Consider the following 21,619-nt stretch of genomic DNA (forward strand, 5'->3'; position numbering starts at 1 on the left):
CCCGTTTCAAACGCACGAAAAAAGCCACCCGAGGGCGACTTCAGTCCATCAAACGCTTCAGTTCGGTCTGGACGCTTGCGAGCGAGTCCGGATTTGGGTTCCAGTAATAAATACCGTCTGACTCTAGCCCGCCCGCCCCTTCGATCCGGAGCGTGCTGGCGTTGCGGAACGCCTGCATGTAGTCCGTCGACAGACCGACGAGCTCGTTGAACTCGATGTTCGTCTTGGCACGGTTGCCGGCGACGTCCAACAATTTCGTCACTTTATCGACCGAGAAGTCGGAACGCCCTTTCTCGACGATGGCCGCGACGACAGCGCGTTGCCGCTCTTGGCGGCCGAAGTCTCCGTTCGGGTCGTTGTAACGCATGCGCGTATACGACAATGCCGACTCACCCGTCAACTCCACTTCACCGACCGGATACGAGTAACCGTCCGATGCGAACGCGAAGTTGTTCGTCACCGTGATGCCGCCGAGCGCGTCGACGACCTCGGTGAACGCCTCCATGTCCGTCTCGACGACGTAGTCGATCGGGATGTCTAAGAGTCCTTCGACCGTATCCATCGCCATCTCGGCCCCACCGAACGCGTAGGCGTGGTTGATCTTGTCACGCATCCCGCGCCCGACGATCTCCGTCTTTGTATCCCGCGGGATACTGAGCATCGCCCCTTCGTCCGTCTCCGGGTTGAGCGTCATGACGATGATCGAGTCGCTCCGCCCTTGCTCAGTGCCGCGGCGGTCGACGCCGAGGAGGAGGACCGATACGGACCGTTTCTCTTCGATCGTCTGTACTTGTTTGCGTTCTTCAGAGATTTCTAAATTATCGTTCACCCGTGTCACCGTCTCATTGACGTCCCGGTACATCGACCAGACGAACAGTCCGCCGGCGATGAGGATGACGGTCATGACGCCTACTGTGAGCAATACCCATTTCTTCCATGATGATTTCTTGCGATGTCTCGCCATCAGACCACCTGCTTTCATTAAATCTATAGTATGAATAATTCCCGCTTACCGTGTAGTATTATAGCACGTTGCCAAAAAATGCTAACGATTTCTTTCGGATTTTCATGGGAAATGTGTGCGCTGAGGCCGGCGTCGCATATGACCAGGCCAAGCCGCGTTGATCTCCGCCCCGAGCAGCATCGTCGCCGCCGTCAAGTAGAGCCAGATCTGCAGCAAGATGACGACCCCAATCGTCCCGTACGTGTCGCCGAACATCGAGAACTGGTCGACGTAGATGCTGTAGCCGGTCGACAACAGCTGCCACGAGATGACGGCGAAAGTGGCGCCTGGGAGCGTCTCCGTGAATGTGACGTGTTGCTGGGGCGCGAACTTATAAAACAGCGAGAACGCGAAGATGAGGATGACGGTCGAGACGGTATACCGGGCGAGCGTCGCCAACCGTTCAAACTCCTCGAGCATCGGGAACCACGCGTACATGAGCTCAACGAACTCGCGGCCGAAGATGTGGAACACGATCAAGATGACGGCGCCGACGCTGAAGGCGACGAGCGTCAACAGCCCGATGAGCCGACGGACGATGTAGCTGCGCGCCTCGGTCTCGCCGTAGGCGAACACGGTCAGCTTGACGAGCCGGGCCGCCCCGTTCGAGGCCGACCAGACGGCGATGATGGCACCGACCGAGATGAGCCCGGCGTTGATGTCGCCGCTGACGTCATAGACGACCGACAGCATATCACGCACGCTCGCGCCCGGGATCAAGATCTCGATCTGCTCGATCAACAGGGCGTCGTCAATCCCGAGCCACGCCATGACGGCGAACAACAGGACGAACGTCGGGAAGATGGCGAGAAACCAGAAGAAGGCGAGCGTGGCGCTATAGTCGTTGATGTGATGGTCTTTGAAGCGATGGCGGACGTCGATGATGAGACGGATCAGTCGGTCGAGCACACGGGTCACCCCTTTTCTTTTCATTATCGCACAAATTAAAACGCCCCATCCGCTTTGGATGAGGCGCCATTGTCATTGTTCCATCAATTCGCCGAGATACGACTTCACGTCTTCAAGTGAGGCCGCATCGGGGTTCCAGTAATAGATGCCGTCGTCAGCCTTGCCGCCAGTGCCTTCGAGTCGAAGGACGTCCTGGTTTTTGAAGGCGGCCATATAGTCGGCCGATAGTGTCCGGATGTCTTTGAATGTCATGTTCGTCTTCGCGTTATTGCCTAAGACGTCGAGCATATTGTTGAATTTCGAGATCGAGAAATCGTCTTTGCCTTCGTTGACGAGCGCCGTGATGACGTCACGCTGACGCTCTTGGCGACCGAAGTCACCACTCGGGTCGTCGTAGCGCATCCGCGTGTACGCGAGCGCCTCGGGGCCTGACAAGTTGATCGTGCCTGGCTCGAACGAATAGTCGCCTGACGTGAAGGCGAACTTGTTCGTCACTTCGACGCCTCCGAGAAGGTCGACCGTGTCTTGGAACCCTTTCATATCGACTTCGGCGACGTAATCGATCGGGATGTCGAGTAAGTTCTCGACCGTCGCGAGCGCCATCTCGGCACCGCCGAACGCATAGGCGTGGTTGATCTTATCGGTCGTGCCTTTGCCGACGATCTCCGTCTTCGTGTCGCGCGGGATGCTGAGCATCGCGCTCGCATCCGTATTCGGGTTGAGTGTCATGACGATGATCGAGTCGCTGCGGCCTTGCTCGTCGGCACGGCGGTCGACACCAAGCAACAGGACCGATACCGGTTTCTTGTCGTTGATCGTCTGCTTGTTCATCCGTTCCGGGCTGAGCCCGGCCGACTCGTTCAAACGACTGACCGTCGAGTCCACTTGGTTATACAAATAAGCTGCCACCCCGACTCCGATGAGCAGGAACAGTCCGACGACGATCCCCACAATCAACGCGATGCGTTTTGCGGGCGTTTTCTTCCTACGACGTTTCTTGACTCTCTTTTTCTTTTGCTCTTCCATGACATTGCACCTTTCCTCGAACCTGTAGTCAATTTCACATAGGTTTTATTTTAGCATGCACCTTATTTTAATATTCCTATTTTTTATAAAAGAGGTAAATGGTTGCCGATTGTTGTCGAATCATTCACTCGCTTATTTTTATCGGCCGGTTTTGAAAAAAGGTTTAGCTTTTCTGGCATATCTTTTTTTAATCGTACCCTGAGCTCCAAAAACCGAAACCGCTACCATTCCGATCACTATGGGCACAAGGTCGCAACACGCAGTTCTAATTCTTACGAAACCGATCGGGGACGCCCTCGATCGATTGTTTTTTTAGGTCCGTTTCCTTATTTCTAAAAAGCCTTATAGTACAAACGCATTATTTTTTGTAATATTTGTATAAGAAATCATGTAAATGTAATTGAAATCCAATTATTTTGCGAAGGGGATAGACGGATGCGTTTCGTCGTCACGTGTTTTATCGAGAAAAAAGAGCCGTTTTCATTCATTATTTACGGGAGTTCGAGGCACCAGGCCGAACGGACATTTAACCAGACGCTCCAGTTGGCCAATCCGCTCAACGACTTCATCGAGGCGAGTGATGGACAGAAGATTCGAATCGGGTCGATCCTCGCCTACCGGATCGATGATATAAATCCTCTCTTTTGAATCCGCTCCATTTCGGGTAACCCTTATAAAGACTAAACCAATTGATTGGGGGAGCGAACATGGAACTAGGAATGATTGGACTTGGCAAGATGGGACTCAACCTGGCGCTCAATTTGACGGATGGGGGCCACCGCGTGCTCGGTTACGACCCGGGCAACGTGTCGACGAGCCAGTTCGAGACGCTCGATTCGCTCGAAGCGGTCGTGGACGGATTGAAAGCGCCGCGCGTCGTCTGGGTGATGGTACCGGCCGGTGACGTGACCGAGCGTGTGTTGAACGATTTGCATGCGCTGTTGTCTCCAGGGGATATCGTCATCGACGGCGGCAACTCGAACTATAAGGAGTCGATGCGGCGGGCCGAGCACTTCAACGACAAACTGATCTACTTCTTCGACGTCGGGACGAGTGGCGGTATGGAAGGCGCACGCAACGGCGCCTGCACGATGATCGGCGGCGATATCGAGGCGTTCGGCAAGATCGAGGAATTGTTCCAAGACGTGTCGACGGACAACGGCTACTTGTACGCCGGGCCGAGTGGCAGCGGGCATTTCCTCAAGATGATCCACAACGGCATCGAGTACGGCATGATGCAGGCGATCGCCGAAGGGTTCGAGATTCTCGAGAAGAGCCTATTCGATTACGACCACGAACAAGTCGCCCGTGTCTGGAATCACGGTTCCGTCGTTCGCTCGTGGCTGATGGAGTTGACCGAGAGCGCGTTCCACAAGGACGCGAAGCTAGACGAGATCAAAGGCGTCATGCATGCGTCGGGTGAAGGCAAGTGGACGGTCGAGACGGCGCTCGAATACGGCGTCCCGGCACCGGTCATCGCCATGTCGCTCATGATGCGCCAACGCTCGCTCGAGGAGGACACGTTCTCCGGAAAGGTCGTCGCCGCGCTACGAAACGAGTTCGGTGGGCATGCGGTCGAGAAGAAATGAACGGCCAGACCGATCCGTTTTGGATCGGTCTTTTGCGTTGTGACATTTGTCCATCCGACCTCGTCTCGTCAGTGGTTGATGCAATTGGGATATATAAATGTTGCAAGTACGAACAACGATGTCGCTCCACCACGCTGCTCTTTCCGGAAACGCGTGATCGACACGTAGCTTTGGAATCGGGCAATGTAGACGAGACTTAGAGGAGGCTGAGCCATGACCCGTTTCATTCACATCGCCGATATCCATCACGCAAGATATGACGACACGAACATCCTTGTAGAACATTCAAGTTTTGATATTCAGCGAGACAAACTCAATCAGTTGGCTCACGTCATCCATACCGAAAGCATCCAGGCAGTTCTCGTCGCCGGTGACATCGAAGTGAGCGATCCGAATGACTTCCTTCCATATTTACGAGACTGGACAAGACTCGGTGCATCCGTATACATCATCTTCGGTGACCACGATGTACATCGTTCAGTCTATACGGATGTATGGGAGACGGTTGAGCACGTCCATTGTTTCTTGGAACCCGACTACGTCTTCGATGTACGACTCGGTGCCGGTATATATGGTCTTAGTTGTGAAGCTAGACGAATTGGATTGTCTGAATCCTTTGTAACTGTGCCACAGCGACGAGACGCTTATCCGAATCTGTTTCTGACCCACGGCAATCGTACCGACTTCCCTAAAGACGTTGTCGCCTCGCTCGGCTACGACTACTATGCGTTAGGTCATTTGCATGAGTATAAACAGCCATTTACTCGTGGCGGTGTCCCGTTCGTCTACCCGGGCCATGTCTTCTCCGTCTGGGACGGAAGCGGCAAGGCTTGGACAACAGGTTACGTCATCGGGACGATTTCTCCAGACGGTGTGACCCATGAGTTCCGTCCATTCGAAGGACCGGAGACAAGACGCATCGCCTTCAACCGATTCGACCGGAATGAGGACCGGATTTGCCTGTCGCTCGATAATATCGATTGGGACAACGACGGCTGGATAACGGATGATGATTCCGTCATGCGTTTCCTCGTCTGCGCCATTTTGACACGTTATCCGGACGATTACTTCGTCACTCCGAGTGACCGAAGTCAAAACGTCACGCGCGTCTGTATGACTGGTCGAACGCTGCTTCGTAATGAAATTAGATTCGAAGATTTTTATCGTCGTTCCTTCAAGGCGACAGCGACCACCCATTGAACTACCCCCACCTACGCTTCGCTTAGAGGTGGAGGATTCCTGAGTCATCCGGTCTAACGACCGGAACCTGATCAGGCTAGCCCCGTCGTCCCGACGGTTGAAGAGGCCAAGATTCGTTCAGCCTCTCGTTTCAAGTTCAGTCCTGCGTTCACATCGCGGTCGTGGTGGATCCCGCAGCCCGGGCATGTCCACTCACGCAGACCAAGATGCTTCACGTCTTTGTGTTGATGGCCACAACTCGAACAGAGCTGGCTCGAGGCAAAGGTCTTGCCGACCTTCACGACGGTCTTCCCGTACCAGTCCGCCTTGTATTCGAGCATGCGGAAGAACTCCGACCAACTGACCTCGGAGATGGATTTGCTCAACTTCCGGTTCTTCTGCATGTTCTTCACCTGTAAGGTCTCGATGCCGATGACGTCGTGGTTTTTGACGATCTCGGTCGACACCTTGTGCAGGAAGTCGGTACGCTTGTTGGCGATCTTCTCATGGATGCGGGCGACCTTGCGCTTTTGTTTTTGATAGTTCTTCGCCTCGGACAGCTTGATGTTCCGGTTCAGGGCGATGAGCTGACGACGGGAGAGCTTGCGTTGCTCACGCGCCAGTTTCTTCTCAAGCGTGCGAAAATAGCGGTCGTTTTGGTACACCGTGCCGTCGGGCAGGATAGCGAAGTTCTTGAGTCCGACGTCGACGCCGACGGTTGAGCCGGTCTTCGGCAGTTCGTTGATTTCCTGATCGACGAGGAGGGAGACGAAGTATTTACCTGAGGCGTTACGTCGGATCGTGGCGTTCAAGATGCGGCCCTCGACCTGCTTCGAGTTGGCGAACCGGACCCACTTCAACTTCGGAAGTTTGAGCTTGTTGCCGACGATCGACACCTCAGGAAGTTGAGACTTGCCTTGGATGTTCGTCTTATAGGATTGGACGGGGTTCCGCTTCGATTTGAACCGTGGCCGTTCGTTCTGCTTCTTGAAGAAGCGGTCATACGCCTCGGCTAGATGTTTGACGCTGGTCTGGACAGATGTGCTATCGACTTCTTTTAGCCAGTCAAACTGTTGCTTCAAGGTAGGAATTTCTTTCGAACAGGAACCGTAGGACAAGCCTTTTCCTGTCGTCTTGTAGGTTTCTTCCCACTTCGCTAAGAAGTGGTTGAAGACGAAACGTGAACAACCGATTGTCTTGGCAATCAGGATTTCCTGCTCCTTTGTCGGATATATTCGGAATTTGTAAGCCTTATGCTTCAACATGATATTCACCCCCTTTGGGTATTTATACCCAATGGATAAACAATTCAGAGTCTAGCGGCAGATCGACATAGCCCGGGAAGAGTTCTCGTTCAAAGATAAGCCCGTTGACCCCGTCCAGAAAGTCCCCGAAATCGCTGACGCCGACGAGGTCGGCCCACTTCGCATCGATGAAACGTCCGGCGATATAGAGACGCCCCCCTTGTTCGACGAACTGTTTGATCGTCTCGTACGGCCACTGCTCCGTGTTTTCCCCGCTCAAGACGAGCACGTTATGCGGCGACGGGTCGAGCTCCTCGATCTGTGCAGCCGTGATCGATGTATATGGGAGTTTGGCGTAGTCGAGTGCGTATTTGAAGTTCGTCAAAATCGCCTCGGACAATTCGTCCTCGTTTTGATGAATGTAGATGTCGATCGGCTCTCCTTCAAGTTCTCTGCTCTCACCCGCTAGCGTTTTGAACTCTCTCGCTTCATGGGCTTTGGTCGGGATCAACCGGTGGCCATAGTCGAGTCTAAGCAACTGGACAAATAGAATTCCGACCAAGAGTAGCGAAAATAAGGCAGCGACATAGCTGATCATTGATTTGTTCACCAGACTGCACCTTCTAACCGTCTAAGAATGAACCGCCTGTCTTCTTGGATGGTGCTTTCCGGCACCATATCTTTCATCTGGTCAAGCAACGGGCGAAGCTCGGCCTATCCCTCGTCTGCGAGCACAAGTTGCCCCGAGCTCAAGGGACAAGGTCGATTTATCCTCACGTTTCGTCCGTGGCATGCATGTCACCGCGCGAGCCGGGTCGTCGATCATGTGATGGCACATCGCTTTTACGAATGTTATGACCGTTCCTTGAATTAGGTGTATACTTTGAGACGCATGATTCGCTCGTTTTCATATTACGGGTATGCTGGCCTGTCGGCTGACACGTTCAGCGCTTCGAATCACAGTCTCGCTACGATCACCCCCCCGCTATCATTATATGGAAATAATATACACAAAAAATATATAATGTGATTTCATTCATATTGGTGCATACATATAAACGATCGCCCGATTCTTCTAATGTCGCGACGTTTCAGGTCTATTTTCCCGTTTTATTGACTCTTCACTCAAACATATTTACTACTCGTCAAATTATGCGTATATTTGTAAACGCTGCTGTTTTTGTAATGATTGGAAATGAAAATTAGGAATGCTTTACCGTTCCTGACTCGATATATTCAGATTAAGGAGGAAACTATGACTCGGTTCAACTGGATCAATCCGCTCAAATCTCGATTGGCTGCCACTGACTTACCGATCGCACTCGCTGACGTCACGAACGACCGCCACTTCATCGAAGGACACCTCGACCCGGTCTTCTTACTCGACATTCACGGGAACATCGTCGATTCCAACGAGAAACTGTCGCTCTTGCTCGGCTACACGAAGCGTGAGCTGTTCACGCACTTCGCCCGCTTCACGACCGAAGCGGACGCCGAACGGATCCAAACGTATTTCGCAAGCGCCCTGTCAGGAACTGAAGAGACGTACACATGCATGGCGAAACAGAAGGACGGCCGCATGTTGAAGCTGCAAATCACCAACATCCCTGCCTATGACAACCACTTGATCGTCGGTGTGTACGGGATCGCCCGGGACATCACGCAAGACGACCGCTTAAAGGACGAGGTGGGACGGCTTCGCGACTTATACAAGCACGTTGAGGCGTCCATCTATCGAAAAGATTTACGGACCGGTAAGCTCGAGTTTTATACCGCCGGATTTGAGACGTTGTTCCAGACGGCACCGCAAGCGATGGGTGAGGACCCGACATCTTGCCATCACGCGATCCATCGGAACGACTTGGCCAAAGTCCGGGCCGCCCATGCAAGTGTCGAAGCGGGGCAGGAAACGACCGTCCTCTACCGGACAAGCTTTACCGACAGCGTCAAATGGGTCGAGGAACGCCTCATCCCGAAGTTTGACGACGACGGCACGGTCATGGCCGTCATCAGTATCGCCCACGATATCACCCGTCTGAAGACACAAGAAGAACAGATCTGGCAGCTCGCCATGCACGACTCGCTCACTAGTCTGCCGAACCGGAGCCTGTTTCTCTATGAGCTGGGCGAACGGATGGAGCAGCACGAGCACATCGCGGTCCTGACGATCAGCTTCAACTCGATTCACCGGATCAATCACGACTTCGGCTACGCCGTCGGAGATGACTGGATCGTCGCGGCGACGTCGGCCCTGCTCCATCGTTTGCCGAACGGCAGCTTCGTCGGTCATCTCGGGGGTGACGAATTCATGTTGCTCTTGCCCGATGTCACGGATGAGCCCTCGTTGATCATGAGCTGCCAGTCTTTGCTCAAACTCGGGGAGAAGCATATCCAAGTCGGCCCGTACGAATGGCGACCACCCGTCTCGATCGGTGTCAGCCGCTATCCGCATGATTCGACAGTCGCCGAAGAGCTGCTGCAGTACGCCAACACGGCACTCGGCCGGACGAACTTGCCGGGTATGGACCGGTTCGTCTTTTACGCCTCGAGCTTCAATATCGACTCGTATCGGCGACATCAGCTCGGCAACGATTTGCGTCGCGCCATCGAAGAAGACGAACTCTTCCTTGAATTCCAACCGAAAGTCGACGCCTGGTCGGGCCGGATCGTCGGGGCCGAGGCGCTCGTCCGCTGGCAACATCCCGAATGGGGACGGATTCCGCCGAACGACTTCATCCCGTTGTCTGAAGAGAGCGACCTCCACATCCAACTCGCCGATTGGGTGCTCCACCATACGTGCGCCCATCTCCGCGAATGGCAGGACAAAGACCTCCCCGTCGTCCCGGTGTCGATCAACGTGTCACCGAAACGACTGTTGCATGGGCACTATGCCGAGACGGTCACGCGGGCGCTCCGCCGCTATACACTCACACCGTCGCTGCTCGAGATCGAGATATTAGAGACCGATGTCTTGAGCGATAATCGGAAGATTCACGACACGCTCGAACAGCTCGACGCCGCCAATATCCGTGTCGCCCTCGACGACTTCGGGACCGGCTACTCGTCGTTATCTTATTTGCAGCAGTACCCGATCAAGACGATCAAGATCGATCAACAGTTCGCCGCTGACTTGCATGAGAACAAGAAGTCACAGGCGATCGTACGGACGATCCTGTTCATGGCCGAGGAGTTTGCGATGGACGTCGTCATCGAAGGCGTCGAGACGCTCGAACAACTCGATGTCGTCCGACGCCTCAACTGCCGCATCGTCCAAGGCTACTTGTTCAGCCGTCCGCTCGGCGCCGAGCAGTTCGAACGGGCGCTCGAGCACCGCTTCCTAGCAACGACGGAGACGGTCGGTCCAGCCGCCACGCGACAGGCGTTCTCGCTCGAGGCGAGCGTGACGATCCACAAGTTCCACGACCGGGAGCTGTCGATCGGCTCGACCCCGATTCTCGTGACGAAGAGCGGGCTGCAAAGCCTGCATTTTTACGCCCGGGTTCGCCTGCCGGTCACAGAGGCCATCGAATTAAAGATCCTCTTGCCACAAGTCGGTGACAAGACAGATATCCTCGTCCGACTCGTCCGTGTGACCGAGCTCGAAAGCGGTCTGTTCGAATACGAGGCGAGCTATCTCGATACGAGTGAATCGCACCGTGTCATGATGACGCTTCAACAAAACACGCAAGTCCCGAAAAGCTCTTTGTGATCAGTCGAGGGCACTGAAAAACTTCAAATGTTTTTATCTCGAAGTGTTCTTCACGCGAAGCTTCAAAGCGAGAAAAACGACACAATAAAAACGACCATTCCTTCGCTCTGAAGGGATGGTCGTTCGTTCATTTCCCGCGTGTCTCTGTCTCGTCGGCTGTCGGGATCACGATTCCGTCGAACTGGTCATCGCGACAGAGCGTGATCGCTTGCATCGCGAGTTGATAGTCCTCTTGCGGCAAGCTGATCAGTTCCGTCGGTAGCACCCATTCCTTATGGTTGTATAGATGAATGACGAGTTTGACGAGGACGAGCTCGCCTTTCTCGAACGTATTATCGTCGATGATGGTCGATGTGTTGATTTTTCCTGTCTCGAGATTAATGTACGGCAGAAAAATGTCGCGCACCCGCTCGTTCCCCGCGATCACGTACAGCGCCGAAAAATATTCTTTCCACGCTGTCCCTGGGTCTTGTAACTGCTGCGCCAGTTGTTTGAACACGCGATAGTGGTCAGCCGACAAGAAGTCGATGTTATTCATAGCGCTCAGCCTTTCTATCCGTTTTTCACTAGATATGTATCATTTCCACGCTTTGCCAAAACGTAACCCTGCTCACAGCTTATTCCGCAATCTTTCCATCTCGCTCCCACAAAAAAAGACCGGCGAACGCCGGTCCCGTCACTTATTGATCAACTTGTTCGCCTTGTCGACTTTTTCTTTGTCGTGCTTCAGTTGCTTCTCGATGTCGTACGCCATGTACATGTCATTTTTGATCATGTAGTCAGCGATTTCGGCATGATCCTCGATTGCTTGGTTTAGCTGTTTGATGAGCACTTTTCGCACGTCAGGCGACGCCGTCTCCGTGACGGCGACGGCATAGGCCCGAACGGCTGACTTGGCCGTGATAAGCAGATCTGTCGCGATCAGTTCGTCGCGTTGTTTGCTGGCTCGTTTCAAGTTTTCTGCGATTCCCATACGTTTTTCCCCCTTATGCCTTGTTCGGCAACAACTGCTTCAGCTCACTGACCGCCTGCTCGGCGTTCTTCAACTGTTTCCGCGCAATCTTCTTTAACTTGTCATCTTTGATGAGCGGCTCGCTCACATACCCTTTGACGAGTCCCGCTTGCTTCAACGTCAACATCTCATGTATCTCCAACACTTCGTGAATGGCGAGCTTGTTTTTAGCCATCGTTATTCCTCCTTTTCGTTAGCGCGTAACCGGTGCGTCGGCTTTCTCCCGTTTATGTTTGAGTAACCACCCGTGGAACAGGAATTCGACGACCGCGGTCACGAGCGCCGTATAGAGTGCCAGCAAGACAAAGCTCGTCTCCGTCCGAATATCGAAGTCCAAGATCCAAAGGAAAAACCACGTCAAGAAGAAGACGAGTCCGAAGTCGGCCACGGTCGCAACGATGTTGCCAAACTTTCGTAAGACGAACATGTCCCCGAGCCAATAGGCGATGATGCCGACCATGAACGAAATCCACGCGGCGTGATACCACGGGACGCCAAAGCCAAGCGTCAAGACGGCGATGAAAACGACGAGCAGCGCCCCATGCTTAATCGTCAACGCCTTCATATGATTGATTTCCATGACTGCTAACCTCCTTTCTTTATCGTTCGTGTCTTAGACCATGTTTCCCGAACGTCTCACGAAAAAACAAGATATTTTCACAATTCTATCGTGGCATAACAACAGCTGTCCTTTTCCTTAAACAAAAAATGTCCTCATCCGCTTCAGATGAGGACATTTCGCTTATTTTCCTTATACACCTAACATTTTCTACAAACATTTACAATTACATGACAGTCACTTCTTCGTCGGAAGTGACTTGACGGCCGGTCCCTCGATGACTTCGCCGTTCGGTTTGAAACGCGAGCCGTGGCACGGACAGTCCCATGACCGCTCCGCATTGTTCCAATTGACCGTACAGCCCATGTGTGTACAGTTCGAGCCTACGAGCGACACTTTGCCGTCCGGGTCCCGATATGCGGCGACGTGCTCGCCGTTATGATTGACGATCGCGCCTTCATCGAACCCGAGGTCGTCGAGCTGTTTCGTCACCGGCTTCACTTTTCCTTTGACGAGCTCTTTGGCGACGTCGGCGTTCGTCTTCACGAATCGGGCCGCGTCGGCAAGTTTCCATTTCGACCGGGTCGGGTCATACAAGTCTTCATACCGGTTCGGCTGACTCGTGATCAAGTCGGCGATCAAACGACCGGCGACGATGCCTTGACTCATCCCCCATTTCGAGAACCCGGTCGCGACATAGACGTGCGGCGTATCATTCGTCATCCGCCCGATATACGGGACCTTGTCGAGCGTGACCATGTCCTGGGCCGACCAATGGTGCGTGAACTCGTCAACACCGAAGTGACGCTCGGCGAACTCGCCGAGATGCTCATAACACTTCTTCGTCTCTTCTTTATGTCCCGATAAATGGTTCTCTCCGCCGAACATGGCGATCTTCTTGCCATCGCGTTTGATGTGACGAAGCGAACGGCTCGGGGAGTCGACACTGATGAACATGCCTTCCGGGAACTGATCGACCTCGGCCGCGACGACGTATGACCGCTCGATCTCCATCTTCGCGAAATAGAGCCCTTTGAAGTCGTTGAACGGGAAATGGGTCGCGACGACGACGTCTTTCGCCGACACGGTGTGGCCTGTCAATGTCGACAGAACGTTCGGCGTCCCATATTCGATTTTCGTGACGCGTGTCATCTCGTAAAGTGTGCCCCCGAGCTCGATAAACTGCTTCATGAGACCTTGTAAGTACTTGACCGGGTGGAACTGGAGCTGATCGCGCATGACGGTCGCCTTCTTCACTGCATACGGCAGCAAGCCGTTCACCTCGTCGGTCGCGTCCCCGCCATTGATGCCGAGTTTAGCGTACGCCTCGTCTTCTTTCTCGAGTAGCTTCGCCGAACTCGACGACGAGTCGCTGTACATGTAAGCGTGCTGATGCTCGAGATCGCAGTCGAGTTGATACTGTTCGACCTGTTGCGACAAATAATGGAGCGCGTCCATATTCGCTTCGTAATAGAGCTTCGCCTTCTCCTCACCGAGCGACTTAATCAGTTCGGCATAGACGATGCCATGCTGGGCTGACACTTTCGCTGTCGTATATCCGGTTGTCCCGCTCCCGAATTCGGCCGCCTCGATCAAGACGACGTTTCTGCCCTGTTTGGCGAGTTCGAGCGCCGTCACGACACCGGCGATCCCGGCCCCGACGACCGCGACGTCCGCGCTGATATCCGCTTGGAGCGATGCCGTCTTCTCCCCGGCGACGTCACGCCAATATGACTTCGGAAAATCTTGTAACATATGATCCCCTCCTTCAATTGTGAATGCATGGTTGAATTACCCTTCATTTGATGGAGGAAAACAAAAAAGAGACCTCGCGTCAGGCCTCCTTGTTCTCGGTGATTGTGATTGTATCGAACTGTTCTGCCCGGCAAAGCGTGATTGCCTGCATGGCGAGTTTGTAGTCTTCCCCCAGCAAGCCGAGCAGTTCGGTCGGTAGCACCCATTCTTTATTGTCATATAGATGGATGACGAGCTTGACGAGGACGAGCGCTTCTTTGTCGAACGTGTTGTCATCGATAATCGTCTCCGTCTGAATCTCCCCTGTCTCTAAGTCCACGTAGGGCAGCAAGATATCCCGCACGCTCGCATTCCCTGAGATCAAGTATAGCACCGAGAAGTACTCGCGGCTCGCCTTCCCTGGGTCAGCCAAGCGGTGTGCCAACTGCTTGAACGTCTGGTAATGGTCAGGCGTCAAAAATTCAATGTTATGCATGGCGAATTCCTCTCTCGTCTCTAAACCTTATGTCTTCCATGTGTATTTATTCCACCATACGGACAGAAGTAATCCATTTCCTCCAAAAAATCGAGGGTCGACTTAAAAAATGGCGGAAAATACCCCACCTTGTATATTCCAAAATTCTGCTAAATTTAGGTTTTGAATATGTTGAGGGTGGTACTACTATACTGTTGTTCATTCACCGTTTGTTCAAAAAAGGAGGAATATCATGTTTCGTCATCAGAAAGAGTTACAGTTCGAAGTGAAGGTCGATCGTCCAGATCCACAGCTCGCCCGTCAAATTCAAGAAGTGCTCGGCGGCCAGTTCGGGGAAATGACCGTCATGATGCAATACTTATTCCAAGGGTTCAACTGTCGTGGGGAAGAGAAATATAAAGACATGCTCATGGACATCGGCACCGAGGAGATTGGCCACGTCGAGATGCTTTGCGCGCTCATCTCGCAGCTGCTCGACGGTGCATCGCCTGACGATCAGGCCGAAGCGGCGAAAGACCCGGCGACGGCGGCCATTCTCGGCGGGATGAACCCGCAACACTTAATCGTCAGCGGGCTCGGCGGACTGCCGACGAACTCGAATGGCGTACCATGGAACGGATCATACATCGTCGCGAGCGGCAACTTGCTCGCCGACATGCGCTCGAACTTGCACGCGGAGACACAAGGCCGCCTTCAAGTCGCGCGCCTGTATCATATGACGAAAGACGAAGGCGTCCGGAAAGTGTTCCGTAAGATGCTCGCCCGTGACCGCTACCACCAATATCAATGGATGGCGGCGATCGACGAGCTCGAAGAGAAAAACGGCATCGTCGTCCCAGCGACGTTCCCGGCGAAAGACGAGCTTGAAGCCGAAAAACACGGCCTCGAGTTCTGGGACCTCTCCGAAGGCAACGAGTCGAGCCAAGGCAAATGGGCGACGGGTTCGGCGCCGGACGGAGCGGGCGACTTCGTCTACTTGAGCGACCCGGCCCCGCAAGGACAAAAACCAACACCATCCATTCCTGATCATACGCTTCATCACGATCTCGATGAAGGACCGGGCGGCGTCGAGAAAGTCGTCAAGAAAGTCGCCGACCAAATCAAAGGTAAATAACGACATCAATTTCACACAGAGCGAGCCTATGTCCATGAGGACAGGGCTCGCTTTTTTATGTACACGTCCACCATCTGTTATACAAGACCAAGTTCCGTAATAGGTCTTTTTGCTCATTTTTTGTGAACTTATGATGAATCTATTTTACTACTCATCTAAATAAGCGTATATTTGTAAACGTTGCTGTCTGCAAATAAATGTAAAATGAAAAACAGTTTTGTTAAATATTATATCTGTATCATAACGAGAGACGTTGCGGTCTCAAATCATACTAAGGGGGAACTTATGACACGTTTTGCCTGGACGAATCGACTGAAATCAAGATTGGCTGCTAGTACCGCGCCGCTCACCAAAGCCGCGCAGGACCGAAACTTCGTCGAGGGACACCTCGACCCGGTATATATGATCGACGTGAACGGTCGGTTCATCGACATGAATGAAAAACTTGCCCTTCTGCTCGGCTATTCGACAGCGGCGATGTATGAACACTTTTCGACGTTCATCCATCCTGACGATGTCGAGTTCGTCACCGAGCAGTTCGAACGCGTCTTGACGGGGAATGAAGAGACGTATCTTTGCCGTGCCCTGCATCAGAGCGGCCGCGTGCTGACGCTACAGATCACGAACATCCCAGCCTATGACAATCAACTAATCGTCGGCGTGTACGGGATCGCCCGGGACGTGACGCAGGAGGAACGTTTGAAGGCCGAGCGGGAACGGCTCCTCTACGAGCAGCGGCTGCTCACGGAAGCGCCCGGTCTCACTTACTTCAGCTTCGACGTCGATGGCGTCATCCTCAAGTGTTCGGACTCCCTCCACGAAGCCGTCGGGCGTCCCGTCACTTCTTGGGACCAGCTCGTCCGGCGGATGCACCCTGACGACCAGGTGAACGCGAGACGGGTCCGCGACGCCTTGTTTCAAGGACAAACGTTAGAAGAACCGCTCGAATTTCGTCTGCTCGGTCCAATCGAGCACCATTACGTGGGCAAAATGGGCAAATTCAACGACACGGCGCGCGGTGTCTTCACGAACGTGACGGCACACCATTTGCTCACAAAGACCGTTGCGGCCCATGCCAAACGGCTCGAGGAACTTTATGACCACGTCGACGCGTCCATCTATAAGAAGACGCTCGCCACCGGCCATCTCGAGTTTTACACGCGTGGCTTCGAAGTGCTCTTCGATACGACCCAAGAGGCGATGGCGCTCGACCCGAACGCCCATCGGCACATGATCCATCCGAACGACCGGATGAAAGTACGTGCCGCCCATACGAAGGCCGAGGCCGGCGAGACAGTCCGAATCGTCTTCAGGGTCGTCACGGGCAACGAGGTCAGATGGGTCGAGAAACAGCTCATCCCTCAGATGGAAGGCGATACTCCCGTCGCGGTCATCAGCGTCGCTCGGGACGTGTCCCGTCTCAAGGAGCAGGAAGAGCAGATCTGGCAGCTCGCCATGCACGACTCGCTGACGGGACTGCCTAACCGGAGCTTGTTCGTCCATGAGCTAGAAGAGTGGATTGAACAGCATGACCATGTCGCCGTGCTCTCCGTCAGTTTCAATTCGATCCATCTCATCAACCGTGACTTCGGCTACGCCATCGGGGATGAGTGGATCGTCGCGGCGACGTCGGCGTTGCTCCACCGGCTCCCGAAAAGCAGTTTTGTCGCTCACCTCGGTGGGGACGAATTCATCTTACTGTTAGCCGATGCGGTGGACGAGGCGGCCCTCGCCCTGCATTGCAAGTCACTCATCCGCCTCGAGGACAAGACCATCCACATCGGACCTTACGAATGGCGCCCGCCCGTCACGGTCGGGGTGAGCCGCTACCCAGAAGACTCAGATGTCGCCGAAGAGCTGCTCCAGTACGCCAACACGGCACTCGGCCGGACGAACGCGGCCGGCGCGGACCGGTTCGTGTTCTACACCTCGAACTTCAATATCGAGTTGTTTCGCCGGCACCAGCTCGGCAACGACTTGCGGCGTGCCATCGAGGAAGACGAGCTCTTCCTCGAGTTCCAACCGAAAGTCGAGGCCTGGTCGGGCCGAATCACCGGCGCCGAGGCGCTCGTGCGCTGGCAGCACCCGGAATGGGGACGGATCCCACCGAACGACTTCATCGCCTTGTCTGAAGAGAGTGAGCTTCATATCAAGCTGGCCGATTGGGTGCTCAAACGGACGTGTGCGTACTTGCAGGACTGGCAGCAACGAGGGCTGCCTGTCGTCCCGGTATCGATCAACGTGTCTCCGAAACGGTTGTTGCACGGCAATTACGCCGAGACGATCAAACGCGTTCTTCGGCACTACAACGTCCCCGCGTCGCTCTTTGAGATTGAGATCTTGGAGACGGACGTGTTAAGCGACAACTTTAAGATCCACGAGGTTCTCGAACAGCTCGAGGCGGCAAACGTCCAGATCGCCCTCGACGACTTCGGGACCGGCTACTCCTCACTTTCCTATTTACAAAACTATCCGATCAAGACGATCAAGATCGATCAACAGTTCGCCGCTGACTTGCATGAGAACAAGAAGTCACAGGCGATCGTGCGGACGATCCTGTTCATGGCCGAGGAATTTTCGATGAATGTCGTCATCGAAGGGGTCGAGACACTCGAACAGCTCGAGGCCGTGCGCCAACTCAAGTGCCGCATCGTCCAAGGCTACTTGTTCAGCCGCCCGCTCGGTGAAGAAGATTTCGTCAAGGCGCTCGAGGAACGCTACATGATAACGACTGAGACGGCGTCGGCGAATTCCCAGCAAGTGTTCTCGCTCGATGCACGCGTGACGATCCATCGGTTCCATGACCGCATCGTCCACGTCGGCTCGACACCGATCGTCCTGACGAAGAGCAGTCTCCGGTCCGTTCATTTTTATGCAAAAATTCGGCTCCCGGTGCTCGAAGAGGTCGAATTGAAGATCGTGCTCCCGTCCGGTGCTCCCGTCTACGTCCGACTCGTCACCATGACCGAGATGGGCGACGGCATGTATGAGTACGAGGCGGTCTATAAAGACCAGCACCAAGCCCACCGTGTCGTCACCTCACTTCAAGAACAAAAGCGTTGACGTGATGCAAACAGAAACAGGCAGCCGTTTCGAGAAAGTCTCGGAAAGGCTGCCTGTTTTTGTTTCTCCGAGGCTCGGCACACTTTAGCCACGGGACATCACATTCTTCTAAGTGAGATCGCTTCCCGCATCTGACGGAGCGCGTCCCGTCCCACTTCCCCGCGTCGCATCATGACGACCGTGAACAGAGCATCAATCAGACTGAGCTCAGCGATGCGCGATGCGAGCGCCTCGGAGCGGAACTCGGTCTCTTGCGACACGGTATATAAAGCGACGTCAGCAAGTTTTGAGAGCGGTGACTTGGCGTAGTTCGTGATGGCGATAATCGGCACGCCGCGATCCCGACAGACGTGCGCGACGTCGAGCGTCTCCTTCGAGGCGCCCGAATGCGAGATGAGGACGGCGACGTCGTCTGTCGTCAGCTGTGACGCCGACATGAGCTGCATATGGGATTCTAAATTCGCCGTGACGAGCAGGCCGCTACGGACGAACTTGTGGTACGCATCGAGCGCGATCACGGCCGACCCGCCGCTCCCGAAAAACTCGATGCGGCGGGCCGACAGCAACAAGTCGACCGCCTGCTGCATCGTCGCCTCCTCTAAGATTTGGCGCGTCGAATCGATCGTCTTGACGTTCGTCGCGAAAATTTTTTCGGCAATTTGAAGTGGCGTATCATCTGGCGTGATGTCTTCATGGATATCATGGAGCGGTGCGACGATATCCGAGGCGAGCGCGATCTTCAGCGCTTGATACCCTTTGAAGCCGACGCGCTGACAGAAACGGAACACGGTCGACTCGGCGACATCTAAGTCGTCGGCCACTTGATTGATCGTATGGTGAATGATCAGTTCCGGTTGTTTCAACATATAGTCGGCAATTCGTTGTTCTTTTTTGCTGAGAGTCGAATAGGCACCGCGGATACGGGCCAGTCCATTCATCGATTCCATCATCTATCACCCTTTCGTCTCTCTTAACGATACCTTTCCGAAAAAAATTCCGCAATGACGAGACGATGTTCCTGCGTTTGTCGCTTCACTTCTTCGGGACAAGGACTATGCGGCCAAAGTCGCTCGCATATTCACCGGAGAAGGCTTCAAACGAGAAGATGACGTGGCAAGCGCTCGACCGATTACTCGAATAAACAAACCTCCGTCAACCGTGACGGAGGTTTGTTTATGTACAGTTAGAACGAAATCTGAAAAGGGACGATTCTCAAGGCGTCACTTCAAAGTCAGCCGCGACACGACTCGCCGTGACACTCGGCTGTCCCCGATATTTGCCGGCATACGGCGCAGTCGCCTCATCGAGCTTCGCGAACACGAGCTGACAGATCCGTCGCCCAGCCTCGATCTCAATCGGGACTTGGTTGGCATTGAACAGTTCGAGCGTGATTCGCCCTTCAAAGCCTGGGTCGACCCAGCCTGCGTTTTGAATGAACAGACCGAGCCGGCCGATCGAGCTCCTTCCTTCGACAAAAGCGGTCATGTCGTTCGGGATCGACACGTACTCCATCGTCGTCGCGAGCACGAACGTCTTCGGCGGGATGACCATCTTGTCCGTCTCGAATTCGAGATACGCCGCAGTCGCATCCAGCGTCAACATCGAAGTCTGGCTCGGGTCGACTTGCAGGTAGTGCCGGCCGACACGCAAATCGACAGACGCCGGTTGAAGCTGAAGTGCATCCGCTCCGTCGACCCGAATCGAACCTGACTGCATGCCCCGCTCAATCGATTGTCGGGATAAAATCATGGTCACGCCTCCAACCCGAGCGCATGAATCATCCGCTCGTACGCGTCCCGACTCGGTAAGCGGTCGACTGCCTTCAAGTTTGTCTCAAGCTCTGCACGCGTCGCGAGACATGCATCGAGCTCGGCCGTCAATGTCGTCTGGTCAAAACCGATTCCGATCATGACGAGTTCGGTCGAGCGGTCACCATGCTCTGTGTCCCAACGCTCTGACAAGCCCGGCATCTCCCGTAAGTAATAGTCTTGGTCGAGCATCGGCAACGTCGCGACCCAGCGGCTGACGTGCTCGAGCGAATGATGGAAGCCGGCCCGGCTGAACTCGCTGACGAGGTTATGTCGTGAGGCGATCCAGAGGAACCCTTTCGCCCGAACGACCTCGGTTGGCCACTTGTCTAAAAAGGCGGCGAAGCGATCAGGGTGGAACGGACGGTTCGCCCGATAGACGAAGCTCGAGATGCCGTACGCTTCGGTTTCCGGGGTGTGGTGATGATGTCCGCCTTGCAGCTCGCGCACCCAACCGGCGTTCAACTGCGCTTCTTCGAAATCGAACAAGTCGAGCGTTAGAATGTCTGTTGACACTTGACCGAACGTCGACTCGATGACGAGCGCGCCCGGATTGAGCGCCTTCAGCGTCTGTCTGACTTCTTTCAGCGTATCAGGGGTCATCCGGTCCACTTTGTTCAAGACGATGACGTTGGCGAACTCGACCTGCTCGATCAACAGATCGGCGATCGTCCGGTCGTCTTCGTCACCGACGGCCTGGTCACGGTCAAGGAGTGCGTCACGCGAACGGACGTCCTGCATGAATCCATACGCATCGACGACGGTCACCATCGCATTGATTTTCGTATAGCGCGACAAGTCAATCCCGTTCTCTTCATCGGCGAACGTGAACGTCTGGGCGACCGGTACCGGCTCCGAGATCCCACTCGACTCGATGACGATCCCGTCGTAGTCTCCTTCTTTGACGAGGCGCTCGACTTCAATCAACAAGTCGTCGCGGAGCGTGCAACAAATGCAACCGTTCGACAGTTCGACGAGCTTCTCTTCCGTCCGCGCAAATCCGCCCTGGTCGATCAAGGCGGCGTCAATATTGACCTCGCTCATATCGTTGACGATGACGGCGAGACGCTTGCCCTCGCGGTTGTTGAGCCAATGGTTCAATACGGTCGTCTTGCCCGCGCCGAGATAACCCGACAGGACGGTAACTGGAATTTTGTTCATCATGTATTCCTCC

General features: G+C 54.3%; 21 protein-coding genes. 7 read left to right on the forward strand and 14 right to left on the reverse strand.

The window, feature by feature from the left end:
* Positions 1–40: 40 nt before the first annotated feature.
* The 3 genes from EVJ23_RS04400 to EVJ23_RS04410 form a co-directional block, all read right to left on the reverse strand.
* Positions 41–964 carry an LCP family glycopolymer transferase gene (locus EVJ23_RS04400; RefSeq protein ID WP_131464939.1) on the reverse strand — a complete coding sequence of 308 codons (924 nt, stop codon included), beginning with the start codon at positions 962–964 and terminating at the stop codon, positions 41–43.
* A gap of 102 nt (positions 965–1,066) precedes the next feature.
* Complete coding sequence (locus EVJ23_RS04405) at positions 1,067–1,936, reverse strand: YihY/virulence factor BrkB family protein (RefSeq protein WP_236641220.1); 870 nt, start codon at positions 1,934–1,936, stop codon at positions 1,067–1,069.
* 48 nt (positions 1,937–1,984) lie between these two features.
* Entirely contained in the window at positions 1,985–2,863 is an 879-nt protein-coding gene (locus EVJ23_RS04410; protein WP_236633719.1) for an LCP family glycopolymer transferase, read from the reverse strand.
* Between the two features lie 510 nt (positions 2,864–3,373).
* Between EVJ23_RS04410 and EVJ23_RS04415 the strand changes: the two genes are divergently transcribed.
* The 3 genes from EVJ23_RS04415 to EVJ23_RS04425 all read left to right on the forward strand — a co-directional run bounded on the left by EVJ23_RS04415 (position 3,374) and on the right by EVJ23_RS04425 (position 5,727).
* Entirely contained in the window at positions 3,374–3,586 is a 213-nt protein-coding gene (locus EVJ23_RS04415; RefSeq protein WP_070328395.1) for a hypothetical protein, read from the forward strand.
* Positions 3,587–3,645: 59 nt separating this feature from the next.
* A complete protein-coding gene (gene gnd, locus EVJ23_RS04420; RefSeq protein WP_131464433.1) occupies positions 3,646–4,527 on the forward strand; it encodes a phosphogluconate dehydrogenase (NAD(+)-dependent, decarboxylating) in 882 nt (293 codons plus the stop codon).
* 213 nt (positions 4,528–4,740) lie between these two features.
* A complete protein-coding gene (locus EVJ23_RS04425) occupies positions 4,741–5,727 on the forward strand; it encodes a metallophosphoesterase family protein (RefSeq protein WP_131464436.1) in 987 nt (328 codons plus the stop codon).
* 71 nt (positions 5,728–5,798) lie between these two features.
* On the opposite strand, the gene tnpB is transcribed toward EVJ23_RS04425, so the two are convergent.
* Both tnpB and EVJ23_RS04435 read right to left on the reverse strand, forming a co-directional pair.
* Positions 5,799–6,971: an IS200/IS605 family element RNA-guided endonuclease TnpB gene (gene tnpB / locus EVJ23_RS04430; RefSeq protein ID WP_131464439.1), complete on the reverse strand. Its 1,173-nt coding sequence runs from the start codon at positions 6,969–6,971 to the stop codon at positions 5,799–5,801.
* A 22-nt stretch (positions 6,972–6,993) separates the two neighbouring features.
* Positions 6,994–7,560 carry a hypothetical protein gene (locus tag EVJ23_RS04435; protein WP_201739219.1) on the reverse strand — a complete coding sequence of 189 codons (567 nt, stop codon included), beginning with the start codon at positions 7,558–7,560 and terminating at the stop codon, positions 6,994–6,996.
* 645 nt (positions 7,561–8,205) lie between these two features.
* Between EVJ23_RS04435 and EVJ23_RS04440 the strand changes: the two genes are divergently transcribed.
* The gene (locus EVJ23_RS04440; protein ID WP_161567008.1) at positions 8,206–10,659 is read left to right on the forward strand and encodes a sensor domain-containing protein; all 2,454 of its coding nucleotides are present in this window, start codon (positions 8,206–8,208) and stop codon (positions 10,657–10,659) included.
* A gap of 127 nt (positions 10,660–10,786) precedes the next feature.
* Here the strand turns inward: EVJ23_RS04440 and EVJ23_RS04445 are convergent, their stop codons facing one another.
* From EVJ23_RS04445 to EVJ23_RS04470, 6 genes are all read right to left on the reverse strand, one after another.
* Positions 10,787–11,197 carry a hypothetical protein gene (locus EVJ23_RS04445; RefSeq protein WP_131464445.1) on the reverse strand — a complete coding sequence of 137 codons (411 nt, stop codon included), beginning with the start codon at positions 11,195–11,197 and terminating at the stop codon, positions 10,787–10,789.
* A gap of 138 nt (positions 11,198–11,335) precedes the next feature.
* Positions 11,336–11,632 carry a spore coat protein gene (locus EVJ23_RS04450; protein WP_131464447.1) on the reverse strand — a complete coding sequence of 99 codons (297 nt, stop codon included), beginning with the start codon at positions 11,630–11,632 and terminating at the stop codon, positions 11,336–11,338.
* A gap of 13 nt (positions 11,633–11,645) precedes the next feature.
* On the reverse strand, positions 11,646–11,846 hold the full coding sequence (locus tag EVJ23_RS04455) for a spore coat protein (protein ID WP_131464451.1): 201 nt from the start codon (positions 11,844–11,846) through the stop codon (positions 11,646–11,648).
* Between the two features lie 18 nt (positions 11,847–11,864).
* The gene (locus tag EVJ23_RS04460; RefSeq protein ID WP_131464454.1) at positions 11,865–12,251 is read right to left on the reverse strand and encodes a DUF2512 family protein; all 387 of its coding nucleotides are present in this window, start codon (positions 12,249–12,251) and stop codon (positions 11,865–11,867) included.
* A gap of 216 nt (positions 12,252–12,467) precedes the next feature.
* The gene (locus EVJ23_RS04465) at positions 12,468–13,985 is read right to left on the reverse strand and encodes an FAD-dependent oxidoreductase (RefSeq protein ID WP_131464456.1); all 1,518 of its coding nucleotides are present in this window, start codon (positions 13,983–13,985) and stop codon (positions 12,468–12,470) included.
* A gap of 79 nt (positions 13,986–14,064) precedes the next feature.
* A complete protein-coding gene (locus EVJ23_RS04470) occupies positions 14,065–14,460 on the reverse strand; it encodes a hypothetical protein (protein WP_131464459.1) in 396 nt (131 codons plus the stop codon).
* Positions 14,461–14,692: 232 nt separating this feature from the next.
* Here EVJ23_RS04470 and EVJ23_RS04475 point away from each other — a divergent pair, with 232 nt between their 5' ends.
* A complete protein-coding gene (locus EVJ23_RS04475; RefSeq protein WP_131464461.1) occupies positions 14,693–15,574 on the forward strand; it encodes a manganese catalase in 882 nt (293 codons plus the stop codon).
* A gap of 285 nt (positions 15,575–15,859) precedes the next feature.
* Positions 15,860–18,637 (forward strand): sensor domain-containing protein, encoded by a 2,778-nt coding sequence (locus EVJ23_RS04480; protein ID WP_161567009.1) that lies wholly within the window; start codon positions 15,860–15,862, stop codon positions 18,635–18,637.
* A 98-nt stretch (positions 18,638–18,735) separates the two neighbouring features.
* Here the strand turns inward: EVJ23_RS04480 and EVJ23_RS04485 are convergent, their stop codons facing one another.
* Positions 18,736–19,584, reverse strand: a complete 849-nt coding sequence (locus EVJ23_RS04485) for a MurR/RpiR family transcriptional regulator (protein ID WP_131464467.1) — start codon at positions 19,582–19,584, stop codon at positions 18,736–18,738.
* Positions 19,585–19,649: 65 nt separating this feature from the next.
* On the opposite strand from EVJ23_RS04485, the gene EVJ23_RS15365 reads away from it, so the two are divergent.
* Positions 19,650–19,778 carry a hypothetical protein gene (locus tag EVJ23_RS15365; RefSeq protein ID WP_255569937.1) on the forward strand — a complete coding sequence of 43 codons (129 nt, stop codon included), beginning with the start codon at positions 19,650–19,652 and terminating at the stop codon, positions 19,776–19,778.
* A 71-nt stretch (positions 19,779–19,849) separates the two neighbouring features.
* Here the strand turns inward: EVJ23_RS15365 and dcd are convergent, their stop codons facing one another.
* Complete coding sequence (dcd, locus tag EVJ23_RS04495; RefSeq protein WP_131458520.1) at positions 19,850–20,386, reverse strand: dCTP deaminase; 537 nt, start codon at positions 20,384–20,386, stop codon at positions 19,850–19,852.
* A gap of 2 nt (positions 20,387–20,388) precedes the next feature.
* Entirely contained in the window at positions 20,389–21,609 is a 1,221-nt protein-coding gene (locus tag EVJ23_RS04500) for a GTP-binding protein (protein ID WP_131458519.1), read from the reverse strand.
* Positions 21,610–21,619: the final 10 nt, after the last annotated feature.

The organism is Exiguobacterium sp. SH1S1 (genome assembly GCF_004337245.1).
Taxonomy (GTDB): domain Bacteria; phylum Bacillota; class Bacilli; order Exiguobacteriales; family Exiguobacteriaceae; genus Exiguobacterium; species Exiguobacterium aurantiacum_A.